Raw genomic sequence first — 15,835 nt, 5'->3', positions numbered from 1 at the left:
GTGTCCGTGGACCCGAAGCAGCCCCAGGAGCGACTGCGGTGCCTGGAGCACACCGTGCTGCGCCAGGAGAAGCTGGCCGCGCTGGGGCGTCACGCGGCGGGGCTCGCGCACGAGATGAACAACCCGGCCTCCGCGGGCCGACGCGCCACCGAGCAGCTCACCCAGGCCATGGACGCGCAGGAGGACCTGTCCGTCGCGTTGGACCAGTGGCGACTGACACAGGCCCAGCGACAGCTGCTGCTGCGCACCTGTCGCCAGAGCCAGGGCCGGGGCGCGACCCGCGACATGGACCCGCTCACGCGCGGAGACGCCGAGGACGCGCTGGCCACGTGGATGGACGCGAAGGGCGTGGTGAACGCGTGGGACCTGTCACCCACGTTGCTGGACGCGGGCATCGGCGAGGCGCAGCTGGCGCCGCTCACCCAGGCCCTGCCCGCCCAGGCGCTCCCGGACGCGCTCGCGTGGCTGGAGGCCCTGGTGCGTACGCGCGCGCTGCTGGCGGAGGTGCGGCAGAGCACCACGCGGCTGTCGGAGCTGGCGGGCGCGGTGAAGTCCTATACCCACGCGGGCAAGGAGCAGCCCGAGCCCGTGGACGTGCACGAGGGGCTGGAGAACACGCTGCTCCTGCTCAACTACAAGCTGAAGCACGGCGTCGAGGTGAAGCGCGAGTACGACCGGAGCCTCCCGCGCGTGCAGGCGCTGCCCGGGATGCTGAACCACGTGTGGACCAACCTGGTCGACAACGCCATCGACGCCATGGGCGGCAAGGGCCACCTCACGGTGCGCACCGCGAAGGACGAAGACTCCCTCCTCGTGGAGGTGGTGGACGATGGGCCCGGGGTTCCGCCCGAGCTGCTGCCACGCATCTGGGAGCCCTTCTTCACCACCAAGCCCATGGGCCAGGGCACCGGCCTGGGCCTGGACATCATCCGCCGCGTCATCGTGGACCGGCATCACGGCGACGTTCGCGTGGAGTCGAGGCCGGGCCGCACCGCCTTCCAGATACGCCTGCCCCTGAAGTGAGGCTCACGCGCCGCGCAGCTCCTCGGGCTCCGGACGCTGACGCGGCGAGGGCGCGCGCGGACGCGCGGGCTCGGGGATGAAGGCACCGTCGAGCTCGAAGGGCAGACGGACCTGGAAGCACGTCTCGCCGGGGCGCGAGGTGACGATGACCTCGCCCTGGTGGAGCAGCGACACCACGCGGTGGGTGATGCTCAGCCCCAGGCCCGTGCCCTCGCCCACGCCCTTCGTGGTGAAGAACGGGTCGAAGATGCGCGGCAGCACCTCGGGCGGAATGCCGGGCCCGTCGTCCACCACCTCGACCACCACGTGGTCCGTGTCCCGGTGCGTGCGCAGCCGCAGCGTGCCGCCGCCGTGCTCCTTGATGGCGTCAGCCGCGTTCTCGATGAGGCTGGTCCACACCTGGTTGAGCTCCGTGCCGTACGCGGTGATGGGCGGCAGGCTCCGGTCGTACTCGCGCACCACATGGACGCCGCGCAGCCGGTGGCCCAGCACCGCCAGCGTGCTCTCCAGTCCGTCATGGACGTCCACGCGCTGCAGCGGAGCCTCGTCCAGGTACGTGTACGCGCGGGCCGCGTTCACCAGCGAGGCGATGCGACCTCCGGCCTGCCCCACCTCGTCGAGCAGCACGGAGATGCCCCGCGTGGCGGCCACCCAGCGCAGCGTGCCCTTCAGCACCTCGCCCGACAGCGACGCCAGCTCGTGCTCCAGCTTCTCGAGCGACAGCCCCGACTCCACCAGGTCCGGCGCCATCACCCAGGCCTCCTCCACGCCGCGCGCGTCCAACCAGCGCGCGAGCGCGTCCTCCGCGTCGCCCTTGTCCAGCGGGTTGAGCGTCTCGGGTGACACCGAGCCGCGGGCCTCCAGCGCGCGCACCTGGGGCTCGGACAGCGTGCGGCAGTCCAGGGACAGGGCCAGCGAGGGCAGCTCGCGCAGACGGTCGCCCAGCGCGCGCACACCGCGCATCACGGCGGACACGGGGTTGTTCAGCTCATGCGCCAGCCCCGCCGCGAGCGTGCCCAGCGAGGCGAGCTTCTCCTGCTGGAGCGAGATGGACTGGAGCGCCTTCATGCGCTCGGCCATCTTGCTCAGGATGCGCTGATTGGCCGTGGGACAGTCCGCGAGCATCCGCCAGAAGGACGGGTGCGACAGCCGCAGGAGCCGACAGTGCGTGAGCGCGCGGCTGCTGGCGAGGAAGCACTGGCCGAGCAGCAGCGGCACCTCGCCGAAGAAGTCGCCCGCGCGGAACACGGAGATGAGCGTCTCCACGCCGCCCACGGTCTTGGTGATGCGAATCTCGCCCTCGAGGATGAGGTAGAAGGAGGCGGGCTCGCCCTCGTGGCCCAGCCACTCCTGGGGTTGGAGCTCCAGGTGGGTGGACTCGGCGCGCAGGCGCTCGGCCTCCTCCTCGTCCACTTCCGAGAAGAGGGTGCTGCTTCGCAGCTCCGCGAGGAAGCGCTCCGCCGCGTCTCCGTCCTCCGCGCTCGCCAGGGTGGGACGCGGCACCGGACCCGGGGCGTCGGGGCGTGGCGGGGGAGCGACATGCGGCTCCATGCGGAGGCTCCTTTTCGACGGGGTTCCCCCGAACAGTGCGCCCCGCCCTCCGTGCCCGCCGTCCTCCGCGCTCCGCTGTCCGCCTCCCGGAGGAGCCCTCGGGCGGCGGCTGCCTGCCCTGTCCGGATGTGGGTGGGCGATGCGCGCACCGGACGTTCGGACGATTCCGGGCCTCGGGTGCAGGTGGAGATGGACACCCTTCCGTCCACCCAGGCAGCATCCAGGCGACATGGGAAGCGAGGACATCGTCACAGCGCTGCGCCGGGTACCGCTGTTCTCCCGGCTGGGCGACGAGCAACTGCACTGGGTGGCCAGCCATGGGCGGCAGCTCCACTTCCCAGCGGGGGCCCGCGTCGCCGCGCAGGGCGACCCGGCGGACGGGCTCTCCATCATCCTCGAGGGCCGCACGGTGTGGGCCCGCCGCGTGGGCGAGCAGGACACGCCCACCGGCGCGCTGGAGGCAGGCGACATCTTCGGGGAGCTCATCCTCTTCCTGAACTCGCCCTACCCCACCACCGGGCACGCGCACACGGACGTGCGCCTGCTGAGGTTGGAGCCCGCCGCCTTCTGGGAGCTCTTGCGACTGGCGCCGTCCTTGAGCCGGGGGCTGATGGAGGTCGCGGCCCAGCGCACCCAGCCGCAGGAGGTGGTGTCCACGCAGCAGCCGCTGGCGTTGAAGCCGGGGCAGATGGTGGCGGGGCTCGCGCCGGAGCTGGGCAACCCCGCGGCGTCGGCGAACCGGAGCGCGTCGCGGCTGCGGGACACGCTGCGGCTGGTGTCCGCGCGGGCGATGGCGCTCGGGCAGCATGGGCTGTCCTCCGCGCAGCGCGGGGCGCTCTTGGCCCTGCCCCGCGAGGCCGCCGACCGCGCGCGGGCCACGCCGGCGCTGGAGCCGCTCGCGCGCACGCAGCGCGAGGAGGAGATCGGCTCGTGGCTGGAGCTTCGCGGGATGACGGACGCGTGGGACGTGGCGCCCGCGCTGGTGGCCTCCGGGCTGGATGTGGCCTGGCTGGACTCGGTGGCGCGCCGCGTGGGTGAGGCGCTGCTGCGCGACACGCTGTCCTGGTTGGTGGCCGCGGTGAGCGGTGACGTGCTGCTGGCGGAGGTGGAGCGCGGCAGCGCGCGGGTGCACGCGCTGGTGGAGGGCGTGAAGGCCTACAGCTTCATGGACCGGGCGCAACCCTCCGAGGTGGACGTCCACGAAGGCCTGGAGAACGCGCTGTCGGCGCTGCGTCACCGGCTGGAGGGAGACCACGTCCGCATCGAGCGGCAGTTCGCCTCGGACGCGCCGAAGCTCCAGGCGGAGGCCCACGCGCTCGACGAGGTGTGGACGCAGCTGGTGCTCAACGCGCTGGAGGCGCTGGGGGAGCGGGGCGGCACGCTGCGGCTGCGCACGTGGACGGAGGCGCGGGGGCTGGTGGTGGAGGTGGCGGACGACGGGCCCGGCATCCCGAAGGACTTGATGCCGCGCATCTTCGAGCCCTTCTTCAGCACGAAGCCGAACGCGGCGGGGCTGGGGTTGGACATCAGCCGGCGCATCATCGAGCGGCATGGCGGGGACGTGCGCGTGCTCTCCGCGCCGGGGCACACGCGGGTGCAGGTGCGGCTGCCGGCGTGAGGGCGGCTGTCATCCGGCGCACGCGCGGAGCATCCACCGGGTGACGGAAGCGCACGGCGAGCGTCGAGCCGTGCACGCAGGCGGAGGCCTGAGACTGGCTCCGGGCGCGGCATGAAGGTGGAGTGTGTCCCCGTCAGGGGGAGCACTCCATGTCCGGCGAAATCCAGGGCGCCTGGTTCAAGGCCATCCTCGGCTCGATGACGGCGGCGGCGTCGCGTTTTCCCACGCACCAGCGCACCATCAACGGCATGCGCGACGACACGTGGTACGCGTGGGAGGACTACGTGCACATCATGCGCGAGCTGCACAAGTCGCTGGGAGACCGGGCGGTGGAGGCCATCGCCCAGCGCTCGGGGATGCGCACGTTGCCGCTGGCGCGGGCCAAGGGCTTCGACTCGGTGGAGAAGGTGTTCGGAGACTTCGACTCGGTGCTGCGCTCACTGGTGAAGGGGCTGCCCTCGACGGACAGCGCGCGCACGGTGGCCTTCATGCCGCTGGCGGCGGAGCTGGAGAGCGGCTCGCGGCTGCCGGCCCCGCTGCTGTTGGGGACGTTCCGGGGCTTCCTGATGGGCTTCGGGAAGATTGTCACCGAGGCGAAGACGACGCCTCGCATGGGGATGCAGCGCTACTCGCTCAAGTGGATGTGACGCGGGCGCGGGTCACCAGGCGCTCCACGCTCCTCAGGTGGGCGCGGCCGAAGAGGAGCATGGCCAGCACGGCGCCGCAGAGGGCGAGGAACATGTCCCACTGCGCATCCCAGATATCGCCCTGGGTGCCGAGGAACGCGTCACCGCCGGCCGGGTCCAGCGCGAGCGCGGCCCACCACTCGAGCAGCTCGTAGAAGGCGCTGATGGCCAGCGCCACCGAGCCGGTGAGGAAGTTGAGCCACCCTCCGCGACGCAGCGGCGTGGAGCGCAGCAGCACCTCGCGGATGATGAACGCGGGGAAGAAGCCCTGCACGAAGTGCCCCAGCCTGTCGTAGGGGTTGCGCGACAGCTCCAGCGCGTCGCGCACCCAGTTGCCCAGGGGCGTGAGCGCGTAGGTGTAGTAGCCGCCGTAGGTCAGCACGAGGATGTGCAGGAAGACGCAGACGTAGACCCAGCGCGACATCGGGAAGCGGCGGAACGTGGCGGCCAGCGCCATCATGCCGGCGAGACCGGGGCCCACCTCCAGCAACCAGTTGAGCTTGCCGGCGGGGCTGAGGAAGAACGTGGCGACGAGGATGGGCGCGAGCACGGCCGCGAGCAGCAGCGGGGTGCGCGCCTCCTCACGGGACCCTCGCACGGGCGGATAGAACGGCGCGACGCTGTCGACGGCGGGAGCGTCGAGCGGGACTGCGGGCTGCATGGCGGGCCTTTGCTCGGTCATGTCCGGACTCGGGGAGGACGGGCGCGGCGCAGCATGGCATGGAGATGGAACGGGCGTCGCCGGGTCGCTCGCGAGTCATCTCTGGCAGGCTGCGCCGCATGACGACGCGCATCGGCATCATCGGCACCCGGTGGGGACTCATGCACGTGGGCGCGTTCCGCGCGGCGGGCGCGCAGGTGGTGGCGCTGTGCGGCCGCTCCCCGGAGTCCACGCGCGCGGTGGCCGAGCGTGAGGGAATTCCCCTCGCCACCACGGAGGTCCATGAGCTGTGTGCCGCCGTGGACGCTGTCGTGGTCGCGAGCCCCGATGCACAGCACGCGACGCACCTGCTCACGGCCCTCGAAGCCGGGCGCGCGGTGCTGTGCGAGAAGCCCCTCACGCGCACCGTCGAGGACGCGCGGCGCGTCGTCCTCCGCGCCCGTGCCCTGTCGAGCCCCAGCGCCGTCAACTTCCCCTATCGCATGCTGCCACCCGTACGCGCGCTGAAGTCCTGGCTCTCGGGACGCAAGGTGCAGCACCTCGTCGTCACGCTGCGCACCGGCTTCGTCCCGCGCCATGAATCCAACGTCGAGGACGCCTCGGGAGACTGGGGCGGCCTGTCCCACGTCCTCGATGCCGCGCTGTGGCTGACGGACGCGACGCCGCTGTGGGTACAGGCCACGCTCTCCGGGCGCCCCATCCACACCGCCGCGCTGCACGTCGGGCTCTCCAACGGCGCGGTCCTCGTCCTCACCCACGCCGCCTGCGCGGAGCCCGGAATCCACGGGGGCTGGAGCCTGCTCGGCCAGGACTGGGAGGTGGGCTTCTCCGCGGGCTATGTGCCCGCGCGCGAGGGCTGGTGCATCTCCCCCATCCGAGGCTTCGAGCACGGCGGTTGGAGCGACGTCGCCCCCGGCGCCGAGCCCCACCCCGGACAGCTCGAACCCTGGGCCCAGGCCCACGTGGAGACCGCGCGCCGGTTCCTCGGCCTGCGAGGTCACGCGCCTCGCGACGGGCTCGCCACCGTGGAGGATGGTGCCCTCGTCCAGGAGGTCCTCGCGGCGGCGCTCCGCTCCGACTCCGAGGGGCGTCGAGTCCCCATGACGCACACCTCCAAGCACGGGTGACCCCCACCCTCGCGCTCGCTCCCCTGTCGGGCGCAAGCCATTGCAGGGGGCCCTCGTTTTCGTCTGGCGAGGGGGCCCACTAGAGTAGCGGGGGAATGTCGTCCCCCACCCCTGGCAGCGCCAACGCCCACCGTCCCGCCGAGCCGTGGCTCGAGGAGCTCGACATCCTCGTGCGGGCCCGCTACCCGCTGCTCTACCTGGTGTCGTGGGAGGAGCACCGCGTGGACGCCATCCTCGCGGAGCTGGCGCGCGCGCATGGCAAGGCGCTGTTCCAGTGGTCCATCACCAAGGGCCTGCGCGCCTCCGGCACCACGCGCGCCGCGCCGCTGCCCGACGACACGCGCAACCCCCTCGACGCGCTGGCCGCCATCGAGAAGCTGGGCGAGCCCGCGCTGGTGGTCCTCAAGGACTTCCATCCCTACCTGGAGGAGAAGGGCGTGGTGCGCGCCCTGCGGGAGCTGGCGCACTTCCTCAAGAGCACCTTCACCACCCTCATCCTCCTGTCGCCCACGCTGCTCATCCCCGTGGAGCTGGAGAAGGAGGTCTCCGTCATCGACGTGCCCATGCCCGGGTACAACGACTTGCTCAAGCTCCTGAGGGAAATCGTCGCGGTGGTGCGCCGCACGAACAAGGCGACCATCGAGCTGTCGCGCGAGCACGCCGACCAGCTCATCAAGGCCGCGCTCGGGCTGACGATGTCGGAGGCGGAGAACGCCTTCGCCAAGGCCATCGCCCATGACGGCAAGCTGGGCCCCGAGGACATCAAGCGCATCCAGGACGAGAAGCGCCAGGTGATTCGCAAGAGCGGGCTGCTCGAGTACTACCCGCCCGAGGAGTCCCTGGGCAACGTGGGCGGCCTGGAGTACCTCAAGGCCTGGCTGAGCCAGCGCACCGCGGCCTTCGGCGAGCGGGCCCGACAATTCGGCCTCCCCGAGCCTCGGGGGCTGCTGCTGCTCGGCGTGCAGGGCTGCGGCAAGAGCCTCACCGCGAAGGCCATCAGCGCGCACTGGAACCTGCCGCTCCTGCGCCTGGACATGGGCCGCATCTTCAGCGGGCTCATCGGCTCGTCCGAGGAGAACCTGCGCAAGGCCATCCGCGTGGCCGAGGGCGTGGCGCCGGTGGTGCTGTGGGTGGACGAAATCGAGAAGGGGCTGTCGGGCGTGGCCTCCTCGAGCACCGCGGACAGCGGCGTGTCCGCGCGCGTCTTCGGCACGCTGCTCACGTGGCTCCAGGAGAAGACGGCGCCCGTGTTCGTCGTCGCCACCGCCAACCGCATCGAGGGCCTGCCCCCGGAGGTGCTGCGCAAGGGCCGCTTCGACGAGATCTTCTTCATCGACCTGCCCGAGCAGGCCGAGCGCGAGGACATCTTCCGCATCCACCTGCGACGCCGGAAGCGCGAGCCCTCGGACTTCGACGTGGCGGAGCTGGCCACGCTCACCCAGGGCTTCAGCGGCGCCGAAATCGAGCAGGTGGTGGTGGCCGGTCTGTATGAAGCCTTCGCGGAGAACTCCGAGCTGGCGCAGCAGCACCTGGTGCGCACCCTGCGGGACACCTTCCCGCTGTCGGTGACGATGCGGGACGAGATTCGCCGCCTGCGCGACTGGGCCAAGGGGCGCACGCGTCCGGCCTCGTCCTCGGGCGCGCTGGTCGAGAGGGCGCCATGAGTCCCAAGCTGTCGCGCTTCCTGCACCTGGAGAAGGACCGGAGTGAGCGCTCGAAGCGCGAGCAACCCTCCCAGTTGCAGGACGGTGGCCGCCGCTTCGAGGACATCGCCGAGCGCGGCGCGCTGCCCCAGGGCGACGTCCCCGAGGCCCACCTGGAGCGCTTCAAGGCGGAGGCCCCCGTGGTGCTGGAGCCGCGCGCCGCGAGCCTGGAAGAGGCCTGGGATTTCCCGCGCTGCGCCATCTGCGACTCCGACAACGGTCGCTTCGCGAAGCTCTGTCAGCAGTGCGGCGCGGACCTGGGGACACCGCAGCAACTGGAGCATCGGGCCAGGCTCGCGGCGGAGCGGCGAGAGGCGCGCGCCCGTGAACTGGGCGAGGAGCGACAGGGCGCGCTCGAACGGCTGGAGCAGGAGCGCCGCGCGGACTCGGAGCGCTACGCGTATCTCTTGGAGAAGCTGCGCGCCGAGGAGCAGTCCTACCGGGGCTGGCGCATCTTCGCGCGGCACTCCACCGTGGGCACGGGGCTGCTGGCGCTGCTGCCCAACACGCTCACGCGGTGCCTCACGGTGGCGGGCTGCGTCGGCGTGTGCGCGGGCCTGATGCGCTTCGGGACGGGCAACACCCGCGTGGTGGGCGCCTGGCTGCTCATCGTCTTCGTGCTGCTGTTCGTGCCCAGGTCGGCGTTGCGCCACCGCTGGCGCCTGCGCTGACCGCCGCCCTCTTCGAGCCGGAGAAGGAGCGCGCTCGCGACTGCTGCCGCCGCTGGCGCCTCCGTCGAGCCAGCGAGGCACCGCGTGCGCACGGTTCCTCGCGGTGCTCGCGCTGACCGCTCCCCCTTCGCACCGAGGAAGCGGTCGCGCTCACACGGGCACTACCCGCCGGTGGTCTCGGTCTCCGGGGTGCTCGCCCCGTTGACGGCGATGGCGCCGGCGTTGCCGCGCATGAAGGCATCCAGCTCCGCGGGAGACAGCTCGATGGGAGCCGCCGTCGGCTTCGTGTGCGCGGGGTCGCAGACGATGAAGTTGCCCTCGGGCGTCCTGCCCACCACGGCGACCAGGTGCTGGGTGGAGCCGTGCTGGCCCTTCCACGTGTCCGCCTTCTGGTGCCACTCGTCGGGCACGCCATTCCGCAGGTCCGGCGCGCCGTCATTGTCGCTGTCGACGTAGAGGTTCCCCTCGGGGCTCACCAGCGCCTCGGGCGTCCCCTCCGGGGCCGGCTTCTTCTCCACGAAGGTGCCGGAGATGACCACGGTGCTGCCGTTGTCGATGGCCGTCATGATGGCCGTCGAGTTCGCGGCCACGCTCGACGTCGTCCCACCCGCCGCGGCCACCGCGTTCTCCACGTCCTTGAAGCCGGTGAACGTGGAGTTCTCGTTGCCCGTCCCATCCAGCGAGTACGCCAGCGTGCCGTCCTCCTTCGTGTAGACGCCGTCGCTGTCCGTGTCGTCCGCCTGGTTGCCCCAGTAGCGCACCGCCAGCACGTCCGCGCCCGTGGTGCCGTTGTGCTCGATGCCTGGGATGGCCGGAATCTCCAGCCCCTCGTTGAGCAGCGCCGTCAGCGTGGAGGAAGGTCCGCAGTTGGCGTTGCTGGCGTCGCCGCCCACCTCCTTCTCGGCGGCGAACTGGTTGACGAAGACGCTCTGGTACGCGGCGGCGGCCGGCGTGGTGATGCCACCCGTGGCGGCGGGCTGCGCGGCCTCCTCCGCCGTCAGCTCCCGCGTGAACTCCGCGCTCACCCAGCCCGTCTCCCCGCCGGGCCCGCGCACGTAGATGAAGCCGTTCTTCTCCGACGACCCGCCATCCGGCGGCGTGGCCACCTCCAGCCGCGCGCCCGAGGGGAAGCTGCCCGTGGGCTTCTGGGACGTCCCCGCCTCGGGGCGGAGGTTCAGCGTGTCATCCCCCGTGGTCACCGTCCGCTTGTCCCCCGGCTGCACCTGCCCATCCCCCTGGTTCGCGGAGACCGGGGCGGCGGTGACGGGGGTGGCGGGAGGCGGGATGACGGTGGGGCTGCCGAGAATCACCGTCGGCGGCGGCATGACGTTCAAGGCCACCGGAGCCCGGGCGGGCTTGCCCTGCTCGAACGAGGACACCGCGAAGTCCACCACCGCCTTGGCCGCCGGCTGCATCGCGGGCGGCACCGCCTGCTGGACAGTGGCGTTCGCCACGGTGCGGATGATAGGACCCAGACCCCTACGAATTGCATCAGTCATGTAATTTCCCCCTCTGCTGAAAACATTCTACTCGAAATGTTTTCGCATGACCAGGGCCCGGCGTTCATCCGTCATCTGGACGCGGGCTGAGTCACGTCAGGAGGGGAGGCCGAGCGCCACCAGGGCGGCGGCCACCACCTGCTTCACGGGGACCCCGGCGGCCTCGGCGACGCGGCGGCAGTCCTCGAACTCCGGATGCGCGTTGAGGACGGCGCCGTCCCGCAGGCCGCGCTTCACGCGCACGCGCCCCCACGGCGTCTGCACCTCCACCCAGTCGCGCGCCAGGGCCTGACGCTCGACGCGGTGGTAGCGCACGCCCAGGGACGTGGACTCCCGCAGGAGCAGGTCCACCGTGGTGTCGCGCAGGCCGCCCTCCACCAGCGCGCTCAAGAGGTGGCCCGGGCGGCCCTTCTTCATCACGACGGGCGCCACCCACGCGTCCAGCGCGCCCACCGCGAGCAGCCGCTCCACCAGGTGCCCCAGCAGCTGCGGCGTGGCGTCGTCCAGGTTGGCCTCCACCACCCACAGGCCCTCGGTGCGCGAGTCCTCCAGCCGCCCCAGCGACGCGCGCAGCACGTTGGGCCTGTCGCGGAAGTCCTTCGTGCCCACGCCGTAGCCCACCTTCTCGACGATGAAGTCGGGCGGGTGGCCAATCTTCGCGAGCACCTTGAGCAGCGCCGCGCCGGTGGGCGTGGTCAGCTCACCCACGCCCTCGAAGCGCACGGGCACGTCGCGCAAGAGCTCCAGCGTGGCCGGCACGGGGATGGGCATCATGCCGTGCGCCACGCGGATGGAGCCGCTGCCCAGGGGGGGCGGCGCCGCGTGGACCTCCGGGTCACCCAAGAGCTCCAGCACCACCGCCGCGCCGCAGATGTCGACGATGGAGTCCACCGCGCCCACCTCGTGGAAGTGGATGTCGTCGATGGAGACGCCGTGCACCTTCGCCTCGGCCTCGCCAATCGCGCGGAACACCGCGAGCGCCCGCTCCTTCGCGCGGGGCGGCAGCGTGGACGCGGACTCGATGAGGCGGCGGATGTCCGCGTAGGCGCGGTGCGGATGGGCCTCGCGCGCGTCCAGCACCACGTCCAGGTGCGTGCCGCTGATGGCGTGGCGCACCGCGCGGCTCACCGCCAGCTTCCAGCCCGGGACGCTCAGCCCCCGCAGCGCCGCCTCAATCGCCGCGGGCTCCAATCCCAGGTCGATGCCCGCCGCCAGGAACATGTCCCCGGCGATGCCGCCCACCGGCTCCAGGTAGAGGATGCGCCGCATGCCGCTCACCGCCGCCCCTTCGTGCGCGAGACGAGCGCGGCGTAGAAGCCCCCGCCGAAGCCGTTGTCGATGTTCACCGTCGCCACGTTGGAGGCGCACGAGTTCACCATCGCCAGCAGCGCGGACACGCCCTTGAAGTTGGCGCCGTAGCCCACCGACGTGGGCACCGCGACGATGGGGATGCCGACGAGCCCGCCCAACGCGCTCGCCAGCGCGCCCTCCATGCCCGCCACCACCACCGCGGCGTGGCACTCCTGAATCTCCTCCCGGCGCCGCAAGAGCCGGTGGATGCCCGCCACGCCCACGTCGTAGACGCGGCGCACCTCCGCGCCCATGGCCTCGGCCGTCACCGCGGCCTCCTCCGCCACGGGGATGTCGCTGGTGCCCGCGGTGACGATGGCCACGCGGCCCGCGCGCACCTTGCCCTGCTTGAGATGGAAGATGCGCGCCACCGGGTGGTACAGGCCCTTGGGGAAGCGGGCCACCAGCGCCTCCGCCTTGTCCGGCTGCAGCCGCGTCACCAGCACCGTCTGCTTGCGCTCCACCAGCGCGCCGACGATGCCCAGCAGCTGCTCCACCGTCTTGGGCTCGCCCAGCACCACCTCCGGGAAGCCGAAGCGCAGGTTGCGGTGGGTGTCGAGCGTCGCGTACCCCAGCTCCGCGAAGGGGAGGTCCTTGAGCTTGCCCACGGCGTCATCCACCGAGACGCGGCCCGACTTCACGCTCCCCAGGAGCTGCTTCAGCGCCTTCTCATCCATGGCGCCCCTGTACCCCGAAACGGGCTACACGCCCAGCCGCGCCAGGAGCGCCCGGGAGCTGTCGCGCTCCAGCACCAGCAACAGCTGCCCGCTCACCGGGGGCGTGGCCGCCGCCATGAAGCGCGCCTCCAGCACCACCACGCGGCCAGGGTCGCCCTCCACCTGCCCCACCGCCGCGCCCACCAGCTCGCGAGCGCTCGCCCGCCGCAGCGTGGGCACCGACGGCATCAGCCGCCAGGACGTCAGCTTGCCGATGGCGGACAGGCACGCGCTCGCGACGATGTTCGCCGCCTCCGACACCGCGCTGTCGCGCTCGGCCTGCCCGCACTCCTGCGCGCCCAGCAGCAGCGTCTCCAGCGCCTGCGCATCCGAGGCCGGCAGGGCCAGCATCAGCACGCCCCTCAAGGCGCCCGTGATGGCGAGCCAGGCCGCCACCGCGGACGCGTCGCCGCCCAACAGCCCCGCGGCGTCCTCGGGGCCGGTGAGCACCACGCGGGGGACGGACAGGTCCACCTGACGTCCGCCCATGAGCCGGGAGAGCGCGTTGGCCGCATGGCCGCAGCCGATGTTGGCCACCTCGCGCAGGGCATCGAGCTGCGCATCGCTGGGAAGAGGCAGGCTCACGCGGACAGTAACCTCGGAACATCCAGGATGAAGACCGGACGGCCGCTGCCGAGGATGGTCACCCCGGAGAGGCCGGGCAACAGGTCCAGCGGGCGCGACAGCGGCTTGAGCACCACTTCCTCCTGGCCGAGCAGCCGGTCCACGCCCAGCGCCACCCGTCCGGAGTCCCCCTCCATCACCACGAAGGGCCGCACCCCGCGCAGGCCGGGCGCCGGCACGCCGACGAGCGAGTCCAGCGCGTGCACGGGCAACAGCGAGTTGCCGTGCGGCAGGAGCGCCGTCTCGCGGCTGCGGCTGAGCGCGTCGCTGTCCGCCTCCGTGGCGCCCACCACCTTGGCGATGGGCAGACCGAAGACCTCCTCGCCCACCTCCACGAGCAGCAGGTGCACCACCGCCACCGTCAGCGGCAGCCGCAGCGTGAAGCGCGTGCCCCGGCCCGTCTCGCTGTCGATTTCGAGCGTGCCACCCACGCTCTCCACCACGCGCTTGACGGCGTCCATGCCCACGCCTCGGCCGGAGATGTCCGTCACGTCCTTGGCCGTGGACACGCCCGGCAGGCACGACAGCATGAAGGCCTCGCGGTCCGTCATCCGCGCGGCGGCCTCCGGGGTGAGCAGGCCGCGCGCCACCGCGGCGGACTTCAGCTTCGCGGGGTTCATTCCGCGGCCGTCGTCCTCCAGCTCGATGATGACGCGGTCCCTGGCGCGCTTGACGGCCACGAGCACGCGCCCGCGCGGGCCCTTCTTCGCGGCGACGCGCTCCTCGGGCGACTCCAGGCCGTGGTCGATGCAGTTGCGCAGCAGGTGCAGCAGCGGGTCCGCCAGCTCGTCGAGGATGGCGCGGTCCAGCTCGATTTCGGCGCCGGTGATGACCAGGTCGACCTCGCGCTCCTTGCGCCGGGCGATGTCGCGCGCCGCGCGGGGGAGCCGGTCGGTGATGAGCGACAGCGGCGTCATGCGCGCCGTCATCACCTTGTCGTGCAGGTCCTTCACCAGCGTGTGCAGCCGGTAGACGCCCTCCTCCAGCGCGGGGCGCACGTTCTCCGGCAGCACCTTGCCCACCTCGCGCAGGCGCGCCGTGGCGAGCATCAGCTCACCCACGGTGTCGAGAAAGTAGTCGAGCAGCTCCGTGCGCACGCGCACCGTGCGCGACGAGGAGTCCGCGCCCACGCCGCGCCCCGCCTCCGCCGCCGACGCCGGGGCGACCACGGGGAGGGGGACCGCCACGGCGGGCTTCACCGAGACGACGTCCACCTCGGCCACGTTCTTGAGCGACTGCTGGATGCCCGCCTCGCCCACGGACGTCTCCAGCTCCAGCTGGATGTAGCCGTCCGGGATGCGACCGGCCTTGAGCTCCTCGAGCGCGGGCCGCAGGTCCACCAGCGTGCCCAGCGTGGTGAGCCGCTTGTGCACCAGGAAGGCGCGCACGCCGGGCACCTGGCACGTGGGGGAGATGCGCAGCCGCACCGCCCAGCGCTGCGTGCCGCCTTCGGGGCGCTCGCCGGGCAGCGGCGCCGTGGAGGCCGCCTTGAGCGCCGTGCCCAGGTCGTTCAACGCCACGTCACCGAGTCCGAGCGGGGCTCCCGTGGACGCGTTGCCGTGCGGAGAGGACGCGGGCGCGCCGATGCCGAGCACCTCGCGCACACCGCCGACCCCCGGGTCCAATGAGGTCAGTCGGGGGGGGACCGGCGACTGGGGACCGAGGTCCGCGCCGCTCGTGCCCGTGGGGCCGTTCGATGGGGAGGACGTGCCGGGAGCGGCACCGGACGCAGAGGCTGGACCACTGGCCGTGCCGCCCGGTGAACCGTTGCCGCCCGTCGAGCTCACGCCGCTCGTCGAGCCTGCACCGTCACTCGCGCCGCCAGACGAGCCCGCACCACCTGCCGCGCCCGTCGCGCCCCTGCTGCCCGCCCCCGGGCCGCCGGTCGTGCCCGAGCCACCCCCGCCAGCACCACCATCCGTCGAGCCCGCGCCGGAGGAACCACCACCCGTGGCACCCGAACCACCCGTCGAGCCCGCGCCAGAGGCGCCACCACCGCCTGCGCCGGAGCCACCCGTCGAGCCCGCGCCCGAACCACTCGCGCCGGAGCCACCCGTCGAGCCCGCGCCCGAACCACTCGCGCCAGAGCCACCACCCGCCGTGCCCGAGCCACCACCGGAGCCACCCGAGGACTCCCCACCGTCGGAGCCCTCCGGCTTGAGCACGGTCACCTTGGCGACGCGCGTGGCGGTGGGGGCGTGGCCCGTCATCGTGGTGACGCGGGCGGCGAGCTGCGCCAGGAGCGGGGCGGCTTCATCCGGAGGATGTCCCTCGGCCACGGCGCGCACCTGCGCCAGCAGCGTGTCCGAGGCACTCAGCAGCAGGTCCACCAGGTCCCGGTCCAGCCGGCTGCGGTCCTGCCGCACGGCGTCCACCAGGTCCTCCACCCGGTGCGCCAGAATCGCGATGGGCTCGAAGCCCATCGACGACGCCATGCCCTTCACGGAGTGGGCGTGGCGGAACATCGAGTCCACCGCGCTCGAGGACCCCTCGCGCTCCAGCTGTACCAGGTCCCTGCCGAGCGCCTCGAGGTGCTCGGTGGCCTCCGAGATGAAGAGGCCCAGGTAACGGGACATGTCCATCGTCATGCCCGACCTCGTTCAGAA

Annotated in this window: 13 protein-coding genes; 6 read left to right on the top strand and 7 right to left on the bottom strand. The window is 72.3% G+C overall.

The genetic code is table 11. The features are described from left to right. Entirely contained in the window at positions 1-1,023 is a 1,023-nt protein-coding gene (locus tag K8640_RS43320) for an ATP-binding protein (protein WP_223750704.1), read from the top strand. A gap of 3 nt (positions 1,024-1,026) precedes the next feature. Here K8640_RS43320 and K8640_RS33010 read toward each other — a convergent pair whose 3' ends face one another. Next, the gene (locus tag K8640_RS33010) at positions 1,027-2,574 is read right to left on the bottom strand and encodes an ATP-binding protein (RefSeq protein ID WP_223750703.1); all 1,548 of its coding nucleotides are present in this window, start codon (positions 2,572-2,574) and stop codon (positions 1,027-1,029) included. Between the two features lie 229 nt (positions 2,575-2,803). On the opposite strand from K8640_RS33010, the gene K8640_RS33005 reads away from it, so the two are divergent. Then, the gene (locus tag K8640_RS33005) at positions 2,804-4,192 is read left to right on the top strand and encodes an ATP-binding protein (RefSeq protein WP_223750702.1); all 1,389 of its coding nucleotides are present in this window, start codon (positions 2,804-2,806) and stop codon (positions 4,190-4,192) included. A gap of 149 nt (positions 4,193-4,341) precedes the next feature. Then, positions 4,342-4,839: a hypothetical protein gene (locus K8640_RS33000; protein WP_046716492.1), complete on the top strand. Its 498-nt coding sequence runs from the start codon at positions 4,342-4,344 to the stop codon at positions 4,837-4,839. On the opposite strand, the gene K8640_RS32995 is transcribed toward K8640_RS33000, so the two are convergent. Continuing rightward, positions 4,826-5,539 carry a DUF2238 domain-containing protein gene (locus tag K8640_RS32995; protein WP_223750701.1) on the bottom strand — a complete coding sequence of 238 codons (714 nt, stop codon included), beginning with the start codon at positions 5,537-5,539 and terminating at the stop codon, positions 4,826-4,828. The genes K8640_RS33000 and K8640_RS32995 overlap by 14 nt on opposite strands. Before the next feature lie 119 nt (positions 5,540-5,658). Here K8640_RS32995 and K8640_RS32990 point away from each other — a divergent pair, with 119 nt between their 5' ends. From K8640_RS32990 to K8640_RS32980, 3 genes are all read left to right on the top strand, one after another. Beyond that, positions 5,659-6,666 (top strand): Gfo/Idh/MocA family protein, encoded by a 1,008-nt coding sequence (locus tag K8640_RS32990; RefSeq protein ID WP_223750700.1) that lies wholly within the window; start codon positions 5,659-5,661, stop codon positions 6,664-6,666. Between the two features lie 95 nt (positions 6,667-6,761). Then, a complete protein-coding gene (locus tag K8640_RS32985; RefSeq protein ID WP_223750699.1) occupies positions 6,762-8,330 on the top strand; it encodes an AAA family ATPase in 1,569 nt (522 codons plus the stop codon). Then, positions 8,327-9,040, top strand: a complete 714-nt coding sequence (locus K8640_RS32980) for a hypothetical protein (RefSeq protein ID WP_223750698.1) — start codon at positions 8,327-8,329, stop codon at positions 9,038-9,040. The genes K8640_RS32985 and K8640_RS32980 overlap by 4 nt, the downstream gene beginning before the upstream one ends. A 161-nt stretch (positions 9,041-9,201) precedes the next feature. Here K8640_RS32980 and K8640_RS32975 read toward each other — a convergent pair whose 3' ends face one another. From K8640_RS32975 to K8640_RS32955, 5 genes are all read right to left on the bottom strand, one after another. Continuing rightward, the gene (locus K8640_RS32975) at positions 9,202-10,494 is read right to left on the bottom strand and encodes an SH3 domain-containing protein (protein ID WP_223750697.1); all 1,293 of its coding nucleotides are present in this window, start codon (positions 10,492-10,494) and stop codon (positions 9,202-9,204) included. A gap of 141 nt (positions 10,495-10,635) precedes the next feature. Continuing rightward, positions 10,636-11,808, bottom strand: coding sequence for a nickel pincer cofactor biosynthesis protein LarC (gene larC, locus K8640_RS32970; protein WP_223750696.1), 1,173 nt, complete (start codon positions 11,806-11,808; stop codon positions 10,636-10,638). A 5-nt stretch (positions 11,809-11,813) separates the two neighbouring features. Continuing rightward, complete coding sequence (larB, locus tag K8640_RS32965) at positions 11,814-12,566, bottom strand: nickel pincer cofactor biosynthesis protein LarB (RefSeq protein WP_046716500.1); 753 nt, start codon at positions 12,564-12,566, stop codon at positions 11,814-11,816. Positions 12,567-12,590: 24 nt separating this feature from the next. After that, positions 12,591-13,190: a chemotaxis protein CheC gene (locus tag K8640_RS32960; RefSeq protein WP_223750695.1), complete on the bottom strand. Its 600-nt coding sequence runs from the start codon at positions 13,188-13,190 to the stop codon at positions 12,591-12,593. Then, on the bottom strand, positions 13,187-15,817 hold the full coding sequence (locus K8640_RS32955) for a chemotaxis protein CheA (protein ID WP_223750694.1): 2,631 nt from the start codon (positions 15,815-15,817) through the stop codon (positions 13,187-13,189). The genes K8640_RS32960 and K8640_RS32955 overlap by 4 nt, the downstream gene beginning before the upstream one ends. Positions 15,818-15,835 lie beyond the last annotated feature (18 nt).

Source organism: Myxococcus sp. XM-1-1-1, from assembly GCF_020037095.1.
GTDB classification, from domain to species: domain Bacteria; phylum Myxococcota; class Myxococcia; order Myxococcales; family Myxococcaceae; genus Myxococcus; species Myxococcus fulvus.
This window is presented reverse-complemented; position numbering and strand designations above follow the sequence as displayed.